Annotated in this window: 20 protein-coding genes; 16 read left to right on the top strand and 4 right to left on the bottom strand. The window is 64.9% G+C overall.

Annotation, left to right across the window (positions count from 1 at the left end):
• Window positions 1–11 precede the first annotated feature (11 nt).
• Entirely contained in the window at window positions 12–704 is a 693-nt protein-coding gene (murU, locus tag ACCD03_RS15200) for an N-acetylmuramate alpha-1-phosphate uridylyltransferase MurU (RefSeq protein WP_325654791.1), read from the top strand.
• A 4-nt stretch (window positions 705–708) separates the two neighbouring features.
• On the opposite strand, the gene ACCD03_RS15195 is transcribed toward murU, so the two are convergent.
• Window positions 709–2,766: a putative bifunctional diguanylate cyclase/phosphodiesterase gene (locus ACCD03_RS15195; RefSeq protein ID WP_413412177.1), complete on the bottom strand. Its 2,058-nt coding sequence runs from the start codon at window positions 2,764–2,766 to the stop codon at window positions 709–711.
• 227 nt (window positions 2,767–2,993) lie between these two features.
• Here ACCD03_RS15195 and ACCD03_RS15190 point away from each other — a divergent pair, with 227 nt between their 5' ends.
• The 15 genes from ACCD03_RS15190 (at window position 2,994) to ACCD03_RS15120 (ending at window position 20,021) form a co-directional block, all read left to right on the top strand.
• The gene (locus tag ACCD03_RS15190) at window positions 2,994–4,373 is read left to right on the top strand and encodes an aminopeptidase P N-terminal domain-containing protein (RefSeq protein WP_413412176.1); all 1,380 of its coding nucleotides are present in this window, start codon (window positions 2,994–2,996) and stop codon (window positions 4,371–4,373) included.
• Window positions 4,370–5,605 (top strand): UbiH/UbiF/VisC/COQ6 family ubiquinone biosynthesis hydroxylase, encoded by a 1,236-nt coding sequence (locus ACCD03_RS15185; protein WP_413412175.1) that lies wholly within the window; start codon window positions 4,370–4,372, stop codon window positions 5,603–5,605. The genes ACCD03_RS15190 and ACCD03_RS15185 overlap by 4 nt, the downstream gene beginning before the upstream one ends.
• A 3-nt stretch (window positions 5,606–5,608) precedes the next feature.
• Complete coding sequence (locus ACCD03_RS15180; RefSeq protein WP_413412174.1) at window positions 5,609–6,892, top strand: NAD(P)/FAD-dependent oxidoreductase; 1,284 nt, start codon at window positions 5,609–5,611, stop codon at window positions 6,890–6,892.
• A 195-nt stretch (window positions 6,893–7,087) separates the two neighbouring features.
• Window positions 7,088–8,155, top strand: coding sequence for a tRNA dihydrouridine synthase DusB (gene dusB, locus ACCD03_RS15175; protein WP_413412173.1), 1,068 nt, complete (start codon window positions 7,088–7,090; stop codon window positions 8,153–8,155).
• Complete coding sequence (locus tag ACCD03_RS15170; protein ID WP_045203747.1) at window positions 8,152–8,385, top strand: Fis family transcriptional regulator; 234 nt, start codon at window positions 8,152–8,154, stop codon at window positions 8,383–8,385. The genes dusB and ACCD03_RS15170 overlap by 4 nt, the downstream gene beginning before the upstream one ends.
• Before the next feature lie 96 nt (window positions 8,386–8,481).
• Window positions 8,482–10,056, top strand: a complete 1,575-nt coding sequence (gene purH, locus ACCD03_RS15165) for a bifunctional phosphoribosylaminoimidazolecarboxamide formyltransferase/IMP cyclohydrolase (protein ID WP_316676910.1) — start codon at window positions 8,482–8,484, stop codon at window positions 10,054–10,056.
• Between the two features lie 93 nt (window positions 10,057–10,149).
• A complete protein-coding gene (gene ruvC, locus ACCD03_RS15160; protein WP_325654760.1) occupies window positions 10,150–10,695 on the top strand; it encodes a crossover junction endodeoxyribonuclease RuvC in 546 nt (181 codons plus the stop codon).
• Window positions 10,696–11,097: 402 nt separating this feature from the next.
• Window positions 11,098–12,312: a urate hydroxylase PuuD gene (locus ACCD03_RS15155; RefSeq protein WP_325654762.1), complete on the top strand. Its 1,215-nt coding sequence runs from the start codon at window positions 11,098–11,100 to the stop codon at window positions 12,310–12,312.
• Window positions 12,313–12,368: 56 nt separating this feature from the next.
• Entirely contained in the window at window positions 12,369–13,244 is an 876-nt protein-coding gene (locus ACCD03_RS15150; protein ID WP_325654764.1) for an FAD binding domain-containing protein, read from the top strand.
• Window positions 13,241–13,828: a (2Fe-2S)-binding protein gene (locus ACCD03_RS15145; RefSeq protein WP_413412172.1), complete on the top strand. Its 588-nt coding sequence runs from the start codon at window positions 13,241–13,243 to the stop codon at window positions 13,826–13,828. The genes ACCD03_RS15150 and ACCD03_RS15145 overlap by 4 nt, the downstream gene beginning before the upstream one ends.
• Window positions 13,788–16,229 (top strand): molybdopterin cofactor-binding domain-containing protein, encoded by a 2,442-nt coding sequence (locus ACCD03_RS15140; RefSeq protein WP_413412171.1) that lies wholly within the window; start codon window positions 13,788–13,790, stop codon window positions 16,227–16,229. Before ACCD03_RS15145 ends, ACCD03_RS15140 begins: the two co-directional genes overlap by 41 nt.
• 89 nt (window positions 16,230–16,318) lie before the next feature.
• Complete coding sequence (locus ACCD03_RS15135) at window positions 16,319–17,461, top strand: glycerophosphodiester phosphodiesterase (protein WP_413412170.1); 1,143 nt, start codon at window positions 16,319–16,321, stop codon at window positions 17,459–17,461.
• A gap of 100 nt (window positions 17,462–17,561) precedes the next feature.
• Window positions 17,562–18,143: a Holliday junction branch migration protein RuvA gene (gene ruvA / locus ACCD03_RS15130; RefSeq protein ID WP_012761185.1), complete on the top strand. Its 582-nt coding sequence runs from the start codon at window positions 17,562–17,564 to the stop codon at window positions 18,141–18,143.
• Window positions 18,144–18,207: 64 nt separating this feature from the next.
• On the top strand, window positions 18,208–19,281 hold the full coding sequence (gene ruvB, locus ACCD03_RS15125) for a Holliday junction branch migration DNA helicase RuvB (protein ID WP_045203751.1): 1,074 nt from the start codon (window positions 18,208–18,210) through the stop codon (window positions 19,279–19,281).
• A gap of 23 nt (window positions 19,282–19,304) precedes the next feature.
• Entirely contained in the window at window positions 19,305–20,021 is a 717-nt protein-coding gene (locus ACCD03_RS15120) for a queuosine precursor transporter (RefSeq protein WP_325654771.1), read from the top strand.
• On the opposite strand, the gene ACCD03_RS15115 is transcribed toward ACCD03_RS15120, so the two are convergent.
• From ACCD03_RS15115 to tyrS, 3 genes are read right to left on the bottom strand one after another with little or no spacing between them, the layout of a single operon-like run.
• The gene (locus ACCD03_RS15115; protein WP_325654772.1) at window positions 20,018–20,698 is read right to left on the bottom strand and encodes a histidine phosphatase family protein; all 681 of its coding nucleotides are present in this window, start codon (window positions 20,696–20,698) and stop codon (window positions 20,018–20,020) included. The genes ACCD03_RS15120 and ACCD03_RS15115 overlap by 4 nt on opposite strands.
• 19 nt (window positions 20,699–20,717) lie before the next feature.
• Entirely contained in the window at window positions 20,718–21,230 is a 513-nt protein-coding gene (gene dtd / locus ACCD03_RS15110) for a D-aminoacyl-tRNA deacylase (RefSeq protein ID WP_045203754.1), read from the bottom strand.
• Complete coding sequence (tyrS, locus tag ACCD03_RS15105) at window positions 21,227–22,492, bottom strand: tyrosine--tRNA ligase (protein WP_045203829.1); 1,266 nt, start codon at window positions 22,490–22,492, stop codon at window positions 21,227–21,229. The genes dtd and tyrS overlap by 4 nt, the downstream gene beginning before the upstream one ends.
• Window positions 22,493–22,576: the final 84 nt, after the last annotated feature.

The following is a 22,576-nucleotide window of genomic DNA, read 5'->3' as shown; positions in this document are numbered from 1 at the left end:
CGACGCGTGCCATGATTTTTGCGGCGGGCCGCGGCGACCGCATGCGCCCTCTGACCGACCACACGCCCAAGCCCCTGCTCAACGTGGGCGGCAAACCGCTGATCGTCTGGCAGATAGAGCGCCTGGCCGCGGCAGGCGTGCGCGACATTGTCATTAACCATGCCTGGCTCGGCGCGCAGATCGAAGCCTCGCTCGGGGATGGCAGCGCGTGGGGCGTGCGCCTCGCGTATTCACCCGAAGGGCAAGCGCTGGAGACGGCGGGCGGTGTCGCCCAGGCGATGCCGCTGCTGCATGCCGGCGATGGGAACAGCGTATTCATTGCCGTCAGCGGTGATGTGTTCTGTGATTACGACTACGCCGTGCTGCGCGACCGGGCGCCCGCAATGGCGGCGCAAGCGACACCCGGCATGCATTTGGTGATGGTGCCCAACCCGCCCTACCACCTGCGCGGCGATTTCGCTCTGGATGACGAAGGCACGCTCCACGCCGAAGGCCCCGAGCGCCTCACGTTCGGCAACATCGGCTTGTACGACACGCGCCTGTTTACCGGCATCGCGCCCGGCACGCGACTGGCGATGACGCCGCTGTACCACCAGGCCATCGCAGAAGGCCGGGCCACCGGCGAGCGCTTCGACGGCCGCTGGGAAAACGTCGGCACGCCAGCCCAGCTGGCCGCGCTCGATGCCGAAGTTGCGTCGCGCTAAGCGCTTACGCCATCGCGGCGCTCAGTGATTCCGCCGTCATGGGACGGCCCAGCAGATAGCCTTGCAGCGAGTGACAACCGAGCCGCGTCAGGAACGCCTGCTGCTCGGCCGTCTCTACACCTTCTGCGACGATGCGCAGGTTCAGCGTCTGGCCCAGCGCCACAATGGCCGAGACGATGGCCGCGTCTTCCGTGTCGTGCGCCAGATCGCGCACAAAGCCACGATCGATCTTCAGCTCGCTGGCAGGCAAACGCTTGAGATACAGCAGGCTCGAATAGCCGGTGCCGAAATCGTCGATCGAAATCCCCACACCCATCGCGTCGAGCTGCTGCAGAATCTGCAGGCTCGCATCGACATCGCGCATGGCGGTCGACTCCGTAATCTCAAGCGTCAGGCTGCGCGGGTCCAGCGCATGGCGCTCGAGCGTGTCGCGCACGGTGTCGATGAGTGCGGCATGGCCAAACTGCAGCGCAGATAGATTCACTGCGACGGTCCAGCCGGTGCGCCCCTCGCGGTGCCATTGCGCCATCTGACGACAGGCTTCATCCAGCACCCACGTGCCGAGCGGCACGATCAGCCCCGTCTTTTCGGCCAGCGGGATGAACTCGTCGGCTGGCACCAAGCCGCGCTGCGGATGCTGCCAGCGCACCAGCGCCTCCACGCCCATGATCGGCCCATTGGGCGCGTTGAACTTGGGCTGGTAGTGCAGCACGAGTTCATGCCGCTCGACCGCGCGGCGCAGGTCTTGCACGAGCTGCAACTGGTGGTGCACGTCGGCGTTCATTGAGGGCTCGAAGAAACTGTAGGCGTTCCGGCCCAGGCCCTTCGCGTGATACATCGCCGCATCGGCATTGGTCAGCAGATCGTGTTGGTTGCCGCCGTTGCCGGGGTAGATCGCGATGCCGATGCTGGTCGACACCCGCAGCTCGTGACCGCCAGCCATGAAGGGCTCGCGCACCACTTCCAGCAGCGCATCGGCCAGGGTGCCGGCGTCTTCCGGATCGTCCACATAGGCGAGCACGACAAATTCGTCGCCGCCGACACGTGCCGCGGTGTCCTGTTGGCGTACCCGCGCGCTGATGCGCTGCGCGACGTCGATCAGCAGCAGATCGCCTACATGGTGCCCATAGACATCGTTGACGGCCTTGAAGCCATCCAGGTCCATGAACATGAGCGCGAAGCGGCGCTTCTCGCGTTCAGCCGTGCGGATCGCCTGGGTCAGGCGGTCTTCCAGCAGCACCCGGTTGGAAAGCTTGGTCAGGTTGTCGTGCAGCGCAAGGTAGGCCAGTTCCTTGTTGGCCGCGGCCAGCGAATTCGCCAGCAAGGCGGTGCGCGCTTCCATGCGCAAGTCGAGCACCGAGATGATGAGCGCGATGGCCAGCACCGCCAGCGTCACGATGATGATGACCAGCGCCAGCCATTCGGCACTCGCGCCGGTGTGCGCAGCGCCGCACACACTGCCAAATGGAAACGATGCCGCCGACATGCCCATGTAATGCATGCCGACGATGGCCACACCCATCACCACCGCCGAACCGGCACGCAGTGCACGAACGCGTCGCGACTGCCGCCTCAGGCGGAAGGCGATCCACAGCGCCACGCCAGAGGCCAGCACCGCAATCACGATCGACAGCGCAAACCTTGCAGGGTCGTATTGGATGCCTGGGTTCATGCGCAGCGCGGCCATGCCGGTGTAGTGCATGCCCGCGACGCCCGCGCCCATGAGCAGCGCGCCGCTCACCAAGCGCGGCCACGGCAATTCACGTCGGCTGACCAGCCACAACGCAAACATCGACGCACCAATACCGATGGCGAGCGAGGCAAGCGTGATTCCGACGTCATATCCAACCGGGATCGGCAGGTTCAGCGCCAGCATGCCGACAAAGTGCATCGACCAGATGCCCAGCCCCATGGCCGAAGCGCCGCCGATGAGCCACGACAACGCCGCGCGGCCGTGTGCGGTGACGACACGTCCTGCCATATCCAGCGCCGTATACGACGCCAGGATGGCCACGAAGAGGGAAAGCAGGACGAGAAGAGGGTTGTAACTGCTGGCGAGCATCGGTTCTCCTGGGCAGGCCGATCCAATGCGGCCAATCCACTGCAGGCAGAGGTCGCAACCGGGATGCAAAACAGGTCAGTATTAACGGCGGTGGCCGCCCGAGACTTTAGGAGAGGCCGCCCGCACCGCACAAGTCTCCTTACGGGTGTGGCAATGCCCCTCCCCCGAATGCCCACCAAGCGCGGCGTTACAATCGACGCATCCTTTCTGCCGCTGGAAAACACGCCATGTCCGCCACCGAACTCGCTTTCCTCCAGACCTATCGCCAGCGCCGCGAGCGCGTCGTGCAGTGGCTGCGCGCGGCGGGTGGCGGGGTCGCCATCGTGCCCACCGCACCCGAAGCGATGCGTAACCGCGACAGCGACTACCCCTATCGGCATGACAGCTACTTCTATTACCTGACCGGCTTTACCGAGCCCGAAGCGGTGCTCGCCATCGTGGTCCCCGCGGGCAGCTCACCCGCGCGCAGCGTGCTGTTCTGCCGCCCGAAGCACGAAGAGCGCGAAATCTGGGACGGCTTCCGCTTCGGCCCCGAAGCCGCGAAGGAAGCCTTCGGCCTGGATGAGGCGCACTCGGTGGAAGAGATCGACGCGACGCTGCCCAAGCTGCTCGCCAACGCTGCCGCCGTTGCGTATCCGCTGGCCGAGAGCGGCATGTTCGACCGCCGCATGCGCCGCTGGCTCGACGCAGTGCGCATGCAAGGCCGCGCGGGTGTGTCGTCGCCGCACCAGGCGTTGGACGTGCGCGCCATCCTCGACGAGCTGCGCCTGTTCAAAGACGCGAGCGAGCTCGACATCATGCGCCGCGCCGGACGCATCTCTGCAGGGGCGCATGTGCGCGCCATGCAGGCCTCGCGTGCCGGCCTGCGCGAATACCATCTCGAAGCCGAACTGCTGTACGAATTCCGCCGCCACGGTGCGCAAAGCGTCGCCTACAACTCCATCGTTGCCACCGGCCCCAACGCGTGCGTGTTGCACTACCGCGCCGGTAACGCCGAACTGCGCGACGGCGATCTGTGCCTGATCGATGCCGGTTGCGAGCTGGACGGCTACGCGTCGGACATCACCCGCACGTTCCCCGTGAACGGCCGCTTCACCGGCCCGCAACGCGAGCTGTATGCGCTTGTGGTTGCCGCGCAGGAAGCCGCCATTGCCGAAACGCGGCCGGGCGTGCCGTATAACGTGCCCCACGACGCCGCCACGCGTGTGCTGGCGCAAGGCATGCTCGACACCGGCCTGCTCGACGCCAACCAAGTCGGCACGCTCGACGACGTGATCGCCGGCGGTCAATACCGCCAGTTCTACATGCACCGCACCGGCCACTGGCTCGGCATGGACGTGCACGACGTGGGCGAATACCGCACGCCCGGCACCGCCGCTCCCGCGGAAGGCGAACGCCCGTGGCGCCCGCTGGAAGCCGGCATGGTGCTGACCGTCGAACCTGGCATCTACGTGCGCCCCGCGCCCGGCGTGCCGGAACAGTACTGGCACATCGGCATCCGCATTGAAGACGACGCCATCGTCACGCCCCAAAGCTGCGAAATCATCACGCGCGACGTGCCCGTAGCCCCAGACGAAATTGAATTGGTGATGCGGAGCCAGGCATGACCGACGGCATCACAGCAAGCAGCGCGGCGCCAGACTTCGACGTCGCCATCGTCGGCGCGGGGCCTGTCGGGCTGGCGCTGGCCAACTGGTTGCTGCGCGACACCGACTGGCGCATCGCCCTGTTCGATGCGCGCGATGCTGAAGCCGCCGCGCGAGACCCGCGCTCGCTGGCGCTCTCGCATGGCTCGCGCGTGCTGCTGCAGGAGATTGGCGGCTGGCCCACGCGCGCCACGCCCATCACGCACATTCATGTCTCGCAGCGCGGCCACTTCGGGCAGGCGCATATCCGCCGTGAAGACTACGACGTCCCCGCGCTCGGCCACGTCGTGCAATACGGCGACCTGAGCGCCGCGCTCAACGCCGCACTCGCCACGCAGATGGAGCGTCACCCGAAGCGCCTCACCCGCTTCGACCACACACCCGTGGAGCGCGTCGAGCAACTGCCGCGCGCCGACGGCACCGTCGCGCCGGCCCGCGTGCGCGCGCTACGCGAAGGGCGTCATCCGCTGGCCATCGAAACCGAAGTCGTCATCCAGGCCGAAGGCGGCTTGTTCGACGACACACGCAAGCAGCAAGGCGGTATCGGCCACGCGCGGCGCCGCGATTACGGCCAGACCGCCATCGTCGCGCACGTGCGCTGCAGCGCGCCGCTTGAAGGCTGGGCGTGGGAGCGCTTCACTCCCGAAGGCCCACTCGCTTTGCTGCCGCAGGATGACGCGCACGGTCCCGGCTACGCGCTCGTCTGGTGCTGCGCGCCCGACGAAGCACGCCGACGCGCAGCGTTGCCCGACGACGCCTTCCTCGCTGAACTTGGCGCGGCCTTTGGCGAGCGCATGGGCCGCTTCACGCACGCCAGCCCGCGCCACACTTTCGCGCTCGGGCTGCATGCCCAGCGCATTCCGGTCGACCGCCGTGTCGCGGCAATCGGCAATGCCGCGCAGACGATCCACCCCGTGGCGGGCCAGGGCTTCAACCTCGGCCTGCGCGATGCATTCGAGATGGCGCGCGCGCTTCGGGATGGGGCAACGGCAGCCACCCTCGCCCGTTTCGCCCGCGAACGCGCGTTTGACCGCGCCGTCACCATCGGCCTGACCGATTTGCTGCCGCGCGCGTTTGCCCTGCCGGGCAGGCCATTTGGCCACCTGCGCGGCGCGGCGCTCACGCTGCTGGAATGCCTGCCGCCGCTCAAGCATGGGCTGGCCCGGCAGATGATGTTCGGACAACGGGGCTAGCGCGTGGCGACTCCCGAAGTCAGCACTGCGGGCGATCGCAAACAGATCACCGTGGTGGGCGCCGGCATTGTCGGCACAGCGTGCGCACTGCAACTGCAACGTGAAGGCCATCAGGTCACGCTGCTCGATCAGGCCGGCATTGGCGAAGGTTGCTCGTTCGGCAACGCCGGCTGCCTGAGCGTGGCGTCGGTCGTGCCGATGGCGCTGCCGGGCATGCTCAAGCAGGTGCCCAAATGGCTGGCCGATCCGATGGGTCCGCTAACGGTGCGTTGGCCTTATCTGCCGCGCGCGTTGCCCTGGCTGCTGCAATGGGTGCTCGCCGGCAATGAGGCGCAGGCCCGTGCGACTGCGCAGCCGCTGGCGAGTCTTTTCAGCGCGACTTTTCCCGGTTATCGCGACCTACTCGACGCCGCGCAATACGACAGCCTGATCCGCCAGAGCGGCCATTTGTATGTGTGGCGCACACTGGCGCGCTCCTCCGGCGATGTGCTGGCGCAATCCATTCGCGATGCCACCGGCGTACGCTCGCAAGCCCTGAGCGCCGGTGAAGCGCGCGAGCTGGAGCCTGCGCTGGCCGCCGACATCCAATCCGGTCTGCTGCTGCCCGACAACGGCTTCACGATCAACCCGGAACGGCTCGTCAAGACGCTGGCGGCCAACTTTGCCGCTGCGGGTGGCACCTTCCTGCGCCGCAAGGTGCTGGACGTGGAATTCGGCCGAAGCGACTACGGCGGCCCGACGCGGCTGCATACCGATTGCGGCACGCTGCCCGTGTCGAAGCTCGTGCTGTGCGCCGGTGCGTGGTCGATGCGGTTGGGGGCCAAGCTCACCAGCATCCGCGTTCCGCTCGATACCGAACGCGGCTATCACGCCACGCTGCGCGCCCCCACCGTGCAGCCTTCGCGGCCGATCATGGATTGCGAGCGCAAGTTCATCGCCACACCCATGGAAGGCGGCTTGCGCATTGCCGGCACCGTGGAAATCGGCGGACTGGACGCGCCGCCCGATTACCGCCGCGCCCGTATCCTCATGCAGCAGGGCCAGCAGCTCTTCCCCGGTCTCAGATTCGCGGATGACAGCCAATGGATGGGCTATCGCCCATCGCTGCCCGACAGCCTACCGGTGATCGACCGCTCCGAGCGCTACCGCAACGTGTTCTTCGCGTTCGGGCACGGCCACCTTGGCATGACGGGCGCGCCGGGCACCGCCCGACTCATCGCTGATCTGGTCAACGGGCGCCGGCCCTTCATCGACGCCCGCGCCTACGGCCTGCAACGGTTCCGATAACGCCAGCCGCGGCAAGAACTGCTCCACCGACCGCACTGCCGCATAGTTTGTGCACAACATTTAGGCAATCCGACGGTTTGGCGGTAAAATCCCGTCCTCGCATTTTTCACTCCCGTCGCTCCGCCCGGTCATCATTCGACTCTGGGCGGAAGGGGTGATTTTTCGTTTCTTTCAGCCGCTTCTTCCTCGCCAGCCTTGCAGATCGGACCGCATACCCTCCGCAACAACCTGTTCGTCGCTCCCATGGCGGGCGTGACGGACCGCCCGTTCCGTCAGCTGTGCAAACGGCTGGGCGCGGGCTACGCGGTGTCCGAGATGGTCGCGTCCAACGCGCAGTTGTGGAAAAGCGAGAAGACGATGCGGCGCGCCAACCACACGGGCGAGGTCGAGCCGATCGCCGTGCAGATTGCCGGCGCCGAGCCGATGATGATGGCCGAGGCCGCGCGCTACAACGTCGATCGTGGCGCGCAAATCATCGACATCAACATGGGCTGTCCCGCCAAGAAGGTGTGCAACGTAGCCGCCGGCTCTGCGCTGCTGCAGAACGAGCCGCTGGTCCAACGCATTGTCGAGGCCGTGGTGGGCGCAGTGGGCGATCGCGTGCCTGTGACGCTGAAGATCCGCACCGGGTGGGACCGCGAACACCGCAACGCATTGAGCGTGGCGCGCATTGCGCAGGACGCCGGCATCAGCATGCTGACCGTGCACGGCCGCACGCGTGCCGATCTTTATCACGGTGATGCTGAATACGAGACCATCGCCGCGGTGAAGGCGTCGGTACGCATTCCGGTGGTGGCCAACGGCGATATCACCACGCCGGCCAAGGCCAGGCACGTGCTTGCCGTGACCGGCGCCGACGCCATCATGATCGGCCGCGCGGCGCAGGGGCGTCCGTGGCTGTTCCGCGAGATTTCCCACTTCCTGCAAACCGGCACGCTGCTGCCCGCGCCGGAAGTGGAAGAGATTCGCGGCATCATGAATGCGCATCTGGAAGAGCACTACGCGTTCTATGGCGAATACACCGGCGTGCGCACCGCACGCAAGCACATCGCCTGGTACACGCGCGGGTTGGCGGGGGCCAACCTGTTCCGCCACCGCATGAACACCATCGAAGACACTGCGGCCCAGTTGGCCGCCGTCAACGCGTTCTTCGACGAGCAGCGTGCGCTGTCCGACCGCCTGGTCTACGAAGATCAGGCCAGCGGTGGCGGCCACCCCACGACGGGCAACAACGACAATAACAAGGAACTGCTTGCCGCATGAGCCGCAATCCGATCGAACGTTGCATCCGCGACAGCCTGGATGCGTATTACCGTGACCTGGACGGCGAGAACCCGTCCAATGTCTACGACATGGTGCTGCAGGCCATTGAACGGCCGCTGCTGGAAACCGTGATGGCATGGGCTTCCAACAACCAGTCGCAGGCGGCCGACTACCTCGGCATCAACCGCAACACGCTGCGCAAGAAGTTGCAGCAGCACGGCCTCATCTGAGGTCGCAGGCCGGCCTTTGAACCGATTTCTTTTCTGACGGCGCCTCCTGCCAACTCGGCAAACTCAGCGCCACACCCGCCCACCGGCGTTTCCACCATGATCCAGCAAGCCCTGCTTTCCGTTTCCGATAAGACCGGCATCGTCGACTTTGCCCGTGCCCTGCACGAGCGCGGCGTCAAGCTCCTCTCCACCGGCGGCACCGCCAAGCTGCTCGCCGAGTCCGGCCTGCCCGTGACGGAAGTGGCGGACTACACGGGCTTTCCGGAAATGCTCGACGGCCGCGTCAAGACGCTGCACCCGAAGGTGCACGGCGGCATCCTGGCCCGCCGCGACCTGCCCGAACACATGGCCGCGCTGGCCGAGCACAGCATCCCGACCATCGACCTGCTGGTGGTGAACCTGTACCCGTTCCAGCAAACCGTGGCCAAGGACGAATGCTCGCTGGCCGACGCCATCGAAAACATCGACATTGGCGGCCCGACCATGCTGCGCTCGGCGGCCAAGAACCACCGCGATGTGACGGTCATCGTTGACCCGGCCGACTACGCCACCGTGCTGGCCGAAATGCAGGCCAATAACAACACGGTTGGCTACGAGACCAACTTCATGCTGGCCAAGAAGGTGTTCGCGCACACCGCGCAGTACGACGGCGCCATCACCAACTACCTGACGAGCCTGGGCGCCGACAAGTCGCACAGCACGCGCAGCGCTTATCCGCAAACGCTGAACCTGGCCTTCGAGAAAGTGCAGGAAATGCGCTACGGCGAGAACCCGCACCAATCTGCCGCTTTCTACCGCGACCTCAAGGCCACGGACGGCGCGCTGGCAGCCTACAAGCAACTGCAAGGCAAGGAGCTGTCGTACAACAACATCGCCGACGCCGATGCCGCGTGGGAATGCGTGAAGTCGTTCGACCCAGCCAAGGGCGCGGCATGCGTGATCATCAAGCACGCCAACCCGTGCGGCGTGGCCATCGGGGGTACCGCGCAAGAAGCGTATGAGAAGGCCTTCAAGACAGACTCGACCTCGGCCTTCGGCGGCATCATCGCCTTCAATGTGCCGCTGGATGAAGCAGCCGCACAGGTGGTGGCCAAGCAATTCGTGGAAGTGCTGATCGCCCCGGGCTTCTCGGAAGGCGCACGTGCCGTGTTCGCAGGCAAGCAGAACGTCCGCGTGCTCGAAATTCCGCTGGGCAAGGGCGTGAACGCGTACGACTTCAAGCGCGTTGGCGGCGGCCTGCTGGTGCAGAGCCCGGATGCCAAGAACGTGCAGCCGAGCGAGCTGCGCGTGGTCACCAAGCGCCACCCGACGCCGAAGGAAATGGACGACCTCATGTTTGCCTGGCGCGTCGCCAAGTTCGTCAAGTCCAACGCCATCGTGTTCTGCGGCGGCGGCATGACGCTGGGCGTGGGCGCCGGCCAGATGAGCCGCGTGGATTCCGCACGCATCGCCAGCATCAAGGCGCAGAACGCGGGCCTGACGCTGGCCGGTTCGGCCGTGGCATCGGATGCGTTCTTCCCGTTCCGCGACGGCCTGGACGTGGTGGTCGATGCGGGCGCCTCGTGCGTGATCCAGCCGGGCGGCTCGGTGCGCGACGATGAAGTGATCGCCGCCGCCGACGAGCGCAACGTGGCAATGATCTTCACGGGCACCCGCCACTTCCGCCACTAAACGCTCACGAAACAGCACCGTCCGCGCGACGGATAGACGGGGCAAGGCGTAAACTGGCGCCTTGCCCCGTTTCCATTTCTGCCTACATCCTTCATGCGCATCCTCGGCATCGACCCCGGCCTTCGCACCACGGGTTTCGGCGTGCTCGAACGGCACGGCCACAAGCTCGTCTACGTGGCCTCGGGCACGATCAAGAGCAACGGCAATGCCGACCTGCCCAGTCGCCTGAAGACGCTGTACGACGGCGTCTCTGAACTGGTGAGCACATACCAGCCGGACTGCGCTTCCATCGAAAAGGTGTTCGTCAACGTCAACCCGCAATCGACGCTGCTGCTGGGCCAGGCCCGCGGCGCGGTGATCTGCGGCCTGATGAGCGGCAACCTGCCGGTGTTCGAATACACCGCGCTGCAACTGAAGCAGGCCGTGGTCGGCTACGGCCGCGCCAACAAGGACCAGGTGCAGGCGATGGTCGTACGCCTGCTCAATCTGGAAGGCAAACCCGGCTCGGATGCGTCCGACGCGCTGGGCGTCGCGATCTGCCATGCACACGGTGGCGAAACGCTGGCCGCCATGGCCGGACTGGCCCCGCAGCTTGCGCAAAGAGGATTGCGCGTGCGTCGCGGGCGTCTGGTGGGCTGAAACTCCACGCACCGCGACAGCGTCCGCATTACCCCTCCCCCAATCGGTTAAACCCAACGCTTTACATGCCTCCGGCTGAAGGCAGACACGCGCCAAACCGATCTCTGCGCGTCAAAACAATTCAAATTCATTTGAATCTGAATTAATCAAATCGCTACATCCGATTTTCTATACAGAAAATCTCGTACCCGGCACCTGCCTGAACTAGAGTGCAGCAAGATCGGCCACGACCCAGCGCAACCAGCCGGCTGGGCGTCCACCGTCGATTGAGTTGATTTGGGCGCAAGACCCAACAGAAGCCCCCCGTCTTTGCAGTCACCGTCGTCATCAATAGCGCTCCCGCAAAGTGCTGGATGGCGGAATGCATCTTCCATTCAGACGGCAGAACCATTGGAGGCGATCTTGGAAACCACTGTTTTCGAATGGTTGTCCACCGGTGTGCGCTGGCTTCATGTCATTGCCGGAATCGCGTGGCTTGGCGCTTCATTCTATTTCCAGGGTCTGGCCAGAAGACTCAGGCAACGGGCAACCAGACCGTCGGGCGCGGAGGCTGACGTCTGGGAGGTGCACGGCTTCGGGTTCTTCCAGGTCGTCCACTATCTGGTCCCGCCCCCCTCCATGCCGCCGGCCGAAGAGTTGGTCTGGTATCGGTGGCAGGCCAACACAACCTGGCTCTCCGGCTTCGCACTGCTCTCGCTGGTCTACTACCTGAAGCCCGAGCTTTACCTGATTGCTCCGGCCGTCCTCAACATGCCGGCATGGGCGGCCATCGCAGCATCGGTTCTGGGTCTGTGCGCCGCCTGGATTGCGTACGACACGCTCTGCCGTTCCGTCCTTTCGCGAAACGGGGCCATGCTCCACTGCTCGGCCTTCCTGCTCTTCGTCGCCTGCGCGTACGCAGCGAGCCGGCTGTTCTCCCCACGCGGCGCATTCATGCAGATCGGGGCCACCATGGGCACCATCATGCTGGCCAATGTCTTCTTCTTCATCATCCCGAGCCTGCGCAAGCTGGTTGCGGACATCCCGGCACGCAAGAGCCCGGATGCGGCGGTGCTGGAACAGTATCGGCAACGCTCGCTACACAACAACTATCTCTCGTTGCCTGTCATCTTCGTCATGATCGGCAATCATTTTCCGCTGGCCTTTGCCACGCCCTATGCCTGGTTGATCGTCTCGCTCATCGTGCTGATCGGTGCGGCGATCCGACATTTCTTCAACACGATGCACAAGACCAAACGCAAGCTGATCTGGCCCTGGTGTGCGGCCGCATTGCTCTTTGGCTGCGTCATCGCTCTCAGCGAGTTGGGTCGGCAGAAGCCGGTACCGACGATCGCGGCGGTTACCACCGTAAGCGCGGTACACATGGCCGATGTCCAACAGGTCGTCAACGCCCGGTGCGTCTTGTGCCACAGCAGAGAACCCGTGTGGCCCGACCTTGCCGCGCCGCCGAAAGGTGTCGTGCTCGAAACGGTCGAGGATCTTCGCAACCACGCGGCCGATATCAACCGGCAAGCCGTCTTAAGCCATGCGATGCCGCCCGCAAACCTGACCGCGATCACCGATGCCGAACGCGAGCGCCTCGGCCTGTGGTTCCGAGACGGCGCGCGCATCAACTAGGCGCGGCCATGCCTTGCCTGCCATGAACCGCGCCTACCGCGAATCACGATGCGCACATGAAGCCTTCCCGTTTTGAGTTCGCCGCACCGCGATCCCTGGATGAGGCGCTCGTATTGCTCGCAAGCGTCGATGGCGCCAAGGTGCTGGCCGGCGGGCAAAGCCTCTTGCCGATGCTGAACATGCGATCGATCGCGCCAAGTATGCTCATCGATCTTCAGCACATCGCTTCGCTGAAGACCGTCACGGCTGCCGATAACACCCTGGTGATCGGCGCGATGGTACGTCAGCGCGATTGCGAACGCGACGAAGCCATCGCCCGCCTCAACCCGCTATTGCCTGCCGTGCTTCGGCACGTCGGCTCGGTCGCCATCCGCAATCGCGGCACGGTTGTCGGCAGCCTGTGTCAGGCCGACGCCGCAGCGGAACTGCCGCTCCTGCTGACGCTGCTCGATGGCGCGGTTGTCGCGCGGTCCGTCTGCGAAACTCGCCAGCTCAGCGCAAGGCAACTCTTCGTCGCTAATGGAATCACCTCCGTCAGGCGGGACGAGATCGTCACCGAGGCGCGTTTTCCTGTGCTGGGGCAGCGAGCCGCCTGGGCGTTCAACGCGTTTTCACGTCGCAAGAACGATCGCGCCCTGTGCATGGTCGGCGCCTTGATCCAACACGATCGCGATGGCCGAGCCGTGGATGTCAGGCTGGCCGCAGCCGGAATTGCGTCCACGCCGATACGGCTCCCGCAAGCCGAGGCGGTTCTGATCGGGGGATTGCTTGATCAGCACAGGGCCACCGAAGCCGGCCGGGCGGCCGAAGCCAGCGTGACGGTCGGCGACGATTTCAGGGCGAGTTCTTCGTATCGTCGGCGTCTTGTTCAGGTGCTCGTCCAGCGCACCGTGACACAGGCGCTGGAACGTCTCGAGCGGATGCAATCATGACGCGCAGCAAACTCACTCCGGAACCCGATGAGCCGCAGGCTCACCTGTCGTTGATCGTCAACGGGCAGATCGTGGAGCGCACCGTGCCCGTTCGCATGCTTTTGTCGGATTTCTTGCGGCACGAACTCGGGCTGACCGGAACACATGTCGGCTGCGAGCAAGGGCATTGCGGCTGTTGCACCGTGCAGATCGACGGGCGGGCGGCACGCTCGTGCCTGACGCTCGCTGTGCAGGCGGCCGGGGCCAGCGTTCGCACCATCGAGTCAGTCGCCGATGCTGATGGCGGGCTTCACCCGTTCCAGCAGGCACTTCTGGATTGCCACGCTTTGCAGTGCGGATTCTGCACGCCTGGCATTGTGATGAGCGTGCTCGGCTATCTCAAAGACATCGCACCGTCCAACCTGCCGCTCTCCGACGAAGCCCTGCATGAAGCCATATCAGGCCATCTGTGCCGTTGCACCGGATATGTGCCGATCATGCAGGCCGTCCACAGAGCGGCACAGCACGCCAATACGGAAGCGGTCAATCAGTTGGAGGCAACGGATGCCCACACGGCACCTCGGCAACCGGAGTCAGCGCGCTAACGCTGACACATTGCTGCGCGGAGAAGGACGCTTTGTCGACGACATCCCGCTCTCCGCCCCGCTGTACGCCGCGTTTGTGCGAAGCCCGCACGCGCGGGCACGCATTCGGTCTATCGACGTACGCGCCGCCAAGGCGCACCCAGGCGTATGGGCGGTCTACACGGCTGCGGACATCGGCGCGCTGGATATGGAATTTCCGATACTGATCCCGCATCCCATGATCGTCGGTGGACGCACGCAGCGCCCGCTTGCGCGTGATGACGTGTTCTACGTCGGGCAAACCGTGGCCATGATCGTCGCGACCAGCCGTTACATTGCGGAAGATGCGGCCGCATGTGTCGATGTCGACTATGAACCGCTTACCGTCGAGGTTGATCTGCGCGCCGCCGCGGCACCAGGCGCGCCGCTCGTCCATGCCGATGTGGCCGGCAACATCGGGGCACACTTCCTGCAGACTGCGGGGGACCTCCCGGCCGCCATAGCGCGCGCCGAGCACGTCACCCGTATCTGCGTCTGCGTCGAACGATCGACCGCAGCACCATTGGAGCCCCGCGCGGTCGCAGCGGCGTTCGACAACCGCACCGGCGAGCTGACCGTTTGGGATACGACACAGGCTCCGATTGCGGTGCGCAGCGGTCTCGCCTCCTTCTTGAATATCGACGAACACAAGTTGCGCGTCATCGCGCCGAACGTCGGCGGGGGCTTCGGTCAGAAGCTGCTCTTCTTTTATCCGGACGAAGTGCTGGTGCCGTTCGCGGCAATGCAGCTCGGGCGGCCGGTAAAGTTTGTCGAGGATCGGCGAGAGAATTTCATCGGTTCCACTCAGGAGCGCGGGCAACTCCACGAATTGACGCTGTACGCCATGCGGGATGGAGAGGTCGTTGGTTTGCACGATACGTTCCTGCATGACAGCGGGGCGTTCATGCCGTACGGCATCATCGTTGCGCACGTTTCGGCAACGTCCATCGCAGGGCCGTATCGCATCCCCAATCTTCATGTCGAGTTCAAGTCGATCTACACGCCGACGGTTCCGGTAACGCCCTACCGCGGATGCGGGAGACCCCACGCCTGTTTCGCCATCGAACGTGCCATGGACCAGCTCGCGGAAGAATTGGGGCTGGATCGTTTTGAAATCAGACGCCGGAATCTGGTTTCCGACAACGAATTTCCGTATCGCCGGGACGGACTGATTTTTCAGGACGGTGCCCCGGTCGAACTCGACAGCGGCCAATACCATCGCGCACTGCAGACGGTTCGCGACAGACTGGACCTGCCGCGATTCCAAATCGAGCAGGCAGCGGCAAGGGCGCATGGGCGTTGTCTCGGGCTTGGACTTGCCTTTTATGTGGAAGGCACCGGCCTTGGCCCCTACGAAGGTGCGGCGGCGCGAATCCATCCGATTACCGGCAAGATTCACCTCGTGGTCGGGGTCACCTCTCAGGGCCAGGGGCATGAGACGGCGTTTGCCCAGATCGTTGCAGACCAGATGGGAGTCGGCCTGGGCGACATCCTCTTTGTCCAGGGCGACACGCGGGCCTTTGACTGGGGGGTCGGCACCTACGCCAGCCGCGCCGCAGTCGTCGCAGGAAACGCAGTCTATGCGGCGGCGAAAAGCCTGCGCGCGCGGACAATCGATGCCGCTGCCAGAATGTTCGGCGTTCCACCCGCACAAGTCGTGCTACGCAACGGCCACGCGTGGAGCGCGGATGGCCAGCAATCCGCGTCGCTGGCGACCGTAGCGACCATGGCTAATCCGCTGCGCTATGCGTTCAACGATGCGGCAAAAGCCGCCACGCAGTTTGCCGCTACCTATGCCGCGGGGGGCGGCCCTGCCCTGGCTGCGGGCCAACAGCCGGGTCTCGAAGTTCGCGAGTTCTTCAGCCCGAAGCAGGCGACGTGGGGTTACGGCGTACATGCCGCCGTCGTTGAGATCGACATCGAACTCGGCCATGTCGAGATTCTCCGTTACATCACCGTTCACGACTGCGGCACCATGATCAATCCCGCGATCGTGGAAGGCCAGGTGATGGGCGGTATCGCGCAGGGCCTGGGAGGCGCGCTCTATGAGCGCATCGAGTACGACGCGTTGGGCAGGCCGCAGAACGCAAACTATGCGGAATTCTTGATGCCATACGCATCTGAAATGCCGGCGATCGAGTTGGTGCACATGGAGACCCCCTCCCCGCTGAATCCATTGGGCACCAAAGGCGTTGGGGAAGCGGGAGGTATTGCGGTGGGTGCCGCCTTGGCGTCCGCCATCCAGGATGCGGTCGCCCACCTTGGGGCCGCCAAATTCCATCAGCTACCGATCACACCGGAGATGATCTGTCGTGCGGTCGCCGCGCCCATTGCACCCGTTGCACCGGGACAAGCACAGGCCGGATCGTCTTGGGTGCGGTGAGGCGACTCGACAGCAATCGTCAAGGTACGCGCTGGCGCAGGGCGACATAGGCGCCTACCATGCCGGGAGTCCGTTTTCAGGAGCCCCCGATGCCGCACCGCCTCGTCCTGTTGAGCTCATTGATCTTGAGCACCGCCGTCGCACTTTCCGCCTGCCGGTTGGAATACAACCACGGCGGCGACAACGGAGGCGGCAACACCATGCCCATCGCCACCGTTCAGGTGATCGGCCATCGCGGTGCACCGGCATTGCGCCCCGAGCACACGCTGGCGTCTTACCAGAAGGCCATCGACGACGGCGCCGACATCATCGAGCCAGATATCGTTTCGACCAAAGACGGCGTGCTGGTTGCGCGCCACGAAAACGAGATCTCCGGCACGACCAACGTGGCCGACGTGGCCGCATTTGCCGGCCGCCGGACCACCAAGACCATCGACGGCACAAGCATCACCGGCTGGTTCACGGAAGACTTCACGCTGGGCGAACTCAAGACGTTGCGTGCGCGGGAACGCATTCCCAGCATCCGCCCGGACAACACCGTCTACAACGATCAGTTCGACATCCCCACGCTCGACGAGATCATCGCGCTGGCGCGTGACCAATCCGCCAAGCTCGGCCGCAACATCGGCATCTATCCGGAGACGAAACACCCGACGTACTTCCAGTCGATCGGCCTGCCGCTGGAAGACAGGTTGATCGACGGCCTGCGCCGTGACGCCTTCACGGCCAGCCGCACGACGGTCTACATCCAGTCGTTCGAAGTGGCCAATCTCAAGGCCATTCGGAACAAGATCGGCAGCAGCCAGCCGAACTGGAAGCTCGTGCAGCTGATGGGCACATCCAGCCGGCAACCCTACGACTTTGTGGTCGCCAAAGACAGCCGCACCTTCGGCGACATGATGACCAGCCAGGGGATGCGCGACATTGCCGCATACGCTAACGGTGTCGGCCCGGACAAAAGCAGCATCATGGGCCTCGACGCGAACGGCCGACTCACCGATCCGACCGACCTGATCCGCAACGCGCACAACGCCGGGCTGCTCGTCCATCCGTACACATTCCGACCAGAGAACACCTTTTTGCCGCCGTCGCTGCGCAGCGGTGCGGACAACACGCGCAACGTCAACGGCTCGATTACGGAGATCCAGACATTCCTGCGCGCGGGCGTTGACGGCTTCTTCACCGACGATCCTGCCGTCGGGCGGCAAGCCGTGTCGACCTTCAAACGCTAGTCTTCGCGCATCGGAACCGTAGCGAGCGGCCGAGCCTGGATCGGGCTGCGCAGTAGGTTTCGGCTACACTGCGTCCCGTTTTGGAGGAGGAACCCCACCCATGATCGGACGCATCGCCGGGACGCTGATCGAAAAGAACCCGCCGCACCTGCTGGTCGATTGCCACGGCGTCGGCTATGAGATCGACGTGCCGATGAGCACGTTCTACAACCTCCCCGCCACCGGCGAGAAGGTCGTCCTGCTCACCCAGCAGATCGTGCGCGAGGATGCGCACCTGCTCTACGGTTTCGGCACCGCCGCCGAGCGCGAAACCTTCCGCCAGCTCATCAAGATTTCAGGCATCGGCGCCCGCATCGCGCTGGCGGTGTTGTCGGGCATGTCGGTGGCCGAACTCGCGCAAGCCGTCACGCTGCAGGAAGCCGGGCGGCTGACGCGCATCCCGGGGATCGGCAAGAAGACGGCCGAGCGTCTGCTGCTCGAACTCAAGGGCAAGCTCGGCGCCGACCTGGGTGCGGTGCCCGGCGGCCCGGCCGTCTCGGACGACGCGGTCGACGTGCTCAACGCCCTGCTGGCGCTGGGGTACTCCGACAAGGAAGCGGCGCTCGCCATCAAGCAAGTGCCGGCCGGCACGGGCGTCTCCGAAGGCATCAAGCTGGCGCTCAAGGCGCTCTCCAAGGGCTGACGCCCGAGGCGCGGCGAAACGGTAGAATGGCCTGCTCGCGCCGTCCCGGCGCCGTCTGCCCGTCATGATCGAAACCGACAAGCTCGCCGCCAAGGCTGTCTCTGCTGAGCGCATCATCTCAGCCTCCCCCGCCTCCCCCAACGAGGAGGCGTTCGAGCGCGCGCTGCGCCCTAAGTTGCTCGACGAATACGTCGGCCAGGAAAAGGTGCGCGGCCAGCTCGACATCTTCATGACCGCGGCCAAGAACCGCAGGGAAGCGCTGGACCACGTGCTGCTGTTCGGCCCGCCTGGCCTGGGCAAGACGACGCTGGCGCACATCATTGCGCGCGAGATGGGTGTCAACCTGCGCCAGACTTCCGGCCCGGTGCTGGAGCGCCCGGGTGACCTGGCCGCGCTGCTCACGAACCTCGAAGCCAACGACGTCCTCTTCATCGACGAGATTCACCGGCTCTCGCCCGTGGTGGAGGAAATCCTGTACCCGGCGCTGGAGGACTACCAGATCGACATCATGATCGGCGAGGGCCCGGCGGCGCGCTCGGTCAAGCTCGATCTGCAGCCGTTCACGCTGGTGGGCGCCACCACCCGCGCCGGCATGCTGACCAATCCGCTGCGCGACCGTTTCGGTATCGTTGCGCGGCTGGAGTTTTATACGCCCGCCGAGCTGGCGAAGATCGTCATGCGCTCGTCGGGCCTGCTGAACGCTCACATCGTGGACGAAGGCGCGCTGGAAATCGCCAAGCGCTCACGCGGCACGCCGCGTATCGCCAACCGCCTGCTGCGCCGCGTGCGCGACTATGCCGAGGTGAAGGCCGACGGCGTCATCACCCGCGAGGTGGCCGACGCCGCGCTGGCAATGCTCGACGTGGATGCGGTCGGCTTTGACCTGATGGATCGCAGGCTGCTCGAAGCGATCCTGCACAAGTTCAATGGCGGCCCGGTCGGCATCGACAATCTGGCGGCTGCCATCGGCGAGGAGCGCGACACGATCGAGGACGTGCTTGAGCCCTACCTGATCCAGCAAGGCTACCTGCAGCGCACCCCACGTGGTCGTATCGCCACGGCTTCGGCGTACCAGCACTTCGGGCTGGGCGCCCCCAAGAGCGGCCCCGTACGCGATCTTTGGGAAGACAACCAATAAACGCCCACCCGGGCCGCCCCGACATGTCCGCCGCCCCGCATCACCCGAACCGCACGTTCCGCTACTACGACTTCGTCATGGCAGCCTTTGTCACGGTGCTGCTGTGCTCGAACCTGATCGGCGCGGCCAAGGCGGCGCAGATCACACTGCCGATCATCGGGCCGGTCACGTTTGGCGCCGGCGTGCTCTTCTTCCCAATCTCGTACATCTTTGGCGACATCCTCACCGAGGTGTACGGCTACGGGCGCGACCGGCGCGTGGTGTGGGCGGGCTTTGCCGCACTGATCTTCGCGTCGTTCATGTCGCTGGTCGTGCTGGCGCTACCAGTAGCGCCATTCATGGCGGAGTACCAGAAGAGCCTGAACGACGTGTTCGGCAACACGCCCCGCATCGTCGCCGGGTCGCTCATCGCGTTCTGGTGCGGCAGCTTTGCCAACAGCTACACGCTGGCGAAGATGAAGATCGCTACAGAGGGGAAATGGCTGTGGGCCCGGCTTATCGGGTCCACGGTGGTGGGCGAGGCAGTGGATTCTTCGCTGTTCTACGTGATCGCCTTCTACGGGATCTGGCCCCACCAGCAGGTGCTTCGCGTGGCCATCGCACAATACATCCTCAAGACCGGCTGGGAGGTCGTGGCAACGCCCCTCACCTACCGGGTCGTCGCCTTCCTCAAACGCGTCGAGCACGAAGACTACTACGACCGCGACACCGACTTCACGCCGTTCCGGCTGAAGGTTTAAGGAACGCGGCGGTCCACCTCGTCGAGCACCAGCAAATCCAGGTGCGCGACATCCCCCCATTGCAGTACGGTCAGTTGATGACCATCGGAAGAGAGCCGGTTGATGCTCGCGTTGCGCAGCTCATGCTGACGCGGCTCGGTGAGCGTCATGGCGTTGGCCTGGCGATACAGGCAATCGAGCACGCCGCCGTGGCTGACCAGCGCGATGCGCTCGCCGGGGTGGCGACGGATCAGGCGAAGCGCGGTCTCGACTGCACGTTCGTGGAATTCAGTCAGCGTCTCGCCGCCAGGTGGGGCGAACTCGGGCACGCGGTTTTGCCAGGCATCAAAGTCGGCTGGATGCTGTGCGGCGACTTCAGCATAGGTCAGGCCTTCAAACTCGCCGTAGCAGCGCTCGCGCAAACCGGCGTCGTCGCGCACGGTCACACCCACTTCATCTGCCAGCGCCTGCGCCGTCTGCCTGGCGCGCGACAGATCGCTCGCATAGACCGCATCGAACCGCTCGCGAGCCAACGCCTTGCCCAGCTGCGCCGCTTGCTCCAGCCCTTGCGTGTTCAGCGGCACGTCGAGCTGGCCTTGCAGACGGCGTTCACGGTTCCAGTCGGTCTCGCCGTGGCGGATGAGCACGATGTGGGTGATCTGCGGCATCGGCAGAGGGACAGCGGCGGCGCGTGGCATCACAGGGTTCCCGAACGAATCAGACAGATTTGGCCGCTTCCGGCGCGGCCGCTTTTGCGGCGGACGGAGCGGCTTGCGGCGCGACCTGCAGCCAGAATGTGACTGGACCATCGTTGACCAGCGACACCTTCATGTCGGCGCCAAACTCGCCGGTGGCCACGATGGGGTGCTGCGCACGGGCGCGCGCCACGAAGTGTTCGTACAGGCGGCGGCCATCTTCCGGCGCAGCAGCGGGCGTGAAGCTCGGCCGCGTGCCGGACTTGGTATCGGCCGCCAGCGTGAACTGCGATACCACCAGCAAGCCACCGGCCTGCCCGTTGCCGTCGATGTTGCGCACGGGCAGGTTCATCTTGCCCTGCGCGTCGGAGAACACGCGGTAGTTGAGCAGCTTCTCCAGCAGACGATCGGCCTCGGCGGTGGTGTCACCGCGTTCGGCACAGACAAGCGCGAGCAGGCCCGGGCCGATCTCCCCGACAACGCGGCCGTCCACCCGGACAGCCGCTTCAGATACACGCTGGATCAGTCCAATCACTTCAGCACCACGCGCGCGAAGCGACGCTTGCCGACCTGCATCACGAAGGTGCCGGCATCCACCTTCAGGCCCTTATCGCTGACGACGGTGCCGTCGATCTTCACGCCGCCCTGCTCGATATTGCGGTTGGCGTCCGACGTGGACGGGCAGAGGCCAGCCTGCTTGAGCAGTTGCGCAATGCCCAGCGGCGCGCCCGCCAGCTCGATCTGCGGAATATCGTCCGGCACACCGCCGCGTGCGCGGTGGTTGAAGTCTTCCAGCGCGCGCTCGGCGTCGGCCTGACTGTGGAAGCGCGCGACGATCTCCTGCGCCAGCAGCACCTTGCAGTCGCGCGGGTTGCGGCCCAGCGCGATCTCCGCCTTCATCATGTCGATCTCGGCCAGCGGGCGGAACGACAGCAGCGTGTAGTACGTCCACATCAGGTCGTCGGAGATGCTCATCAGCTTGCCGAACATCTCGTTCGGCGCCTCGCTGATACCGACGTAGTTGCCCTTCGACTTGGACATCTTCTCCACGCCGTCCAGGCCCACCAGCAACGGCATGGTCAAGATGCACTGCGGCTCCTGGCCGTATTCCTTCTGCAGTTCGCGACCGACCAGCAGGTTGAATTTCTGATCGGTGCCGCCGAGTTCCAGGTCGGACTTGAGCGCGACCGAGTCGTAGCCCTGCATCAGCGGGTAAAGGAATTCGTGCACCGAAATCGGCACGCCGGCCTTGTAGCGCTTGGTGAAGTCGTCACGCTCCATCATGCGGGCGACGGTGTACTTGGCGGCAAGCTGGATGATGCCGCGCGCGCCCAGCGGGTCGCACCATTCGCTGTTGTAGCGAATTTCAGTCTTGCTCGGATCCAGCACCATGCTGGCCTGGCGGTAGTAAGTCTGCGCGTTGGCCTCGATCTGCTCGCGCGTGAGCGGCGGGCGCGTGGCATTGCGACCAGACGGGTCACCGATCGTCGAGGTGAAATCGCCAATCAGGAAAATCACCTGATGCCCCAGGTCCTGCAACTGGCGCATCTTGTTGAGCACCACGGTGTGGCCGATGTGAATGTCAGGCGCCGTCGGGTCCAGGCCCAGCTTGATGCGCAGCGGCACGCCAGTCGCGGCGCTCTTGGCCAGCTTCTGCTCCCATTCGGCAGCAATCAACAGTTCGTCGCAGCCGCGCAGCGACACTTCCATTGCGTGCGCCACCTCCGGGGTAATCGGATACCTGGGTTTGGCCGGCGTGGCGTTATCGGAGGCGGCGGAAGTGTCAGGTGCAGTCATGGCAAAAAGAAAGGTCACCGCGCCGCACATGGAAAACGGCGCGAACGAATCAACAATCGGGGAAACGGTGCGTGCACGATGGCC

This window comes from Ralstonia sp. Ralssp135 (assembly GCF_047304345.1).
GTDB lineage: Bacteria > Pseudomonadota > Gammaproteobacteria > Burkholderiales > Burkholderiaceae > Ralstonia > Ralstonia chuxiongensis.
The sequence above is the reverse complement of the archived record's forward strand: the minus strand, read 5'-3'. Positions and strand labels throughout refer to the sequence as shown.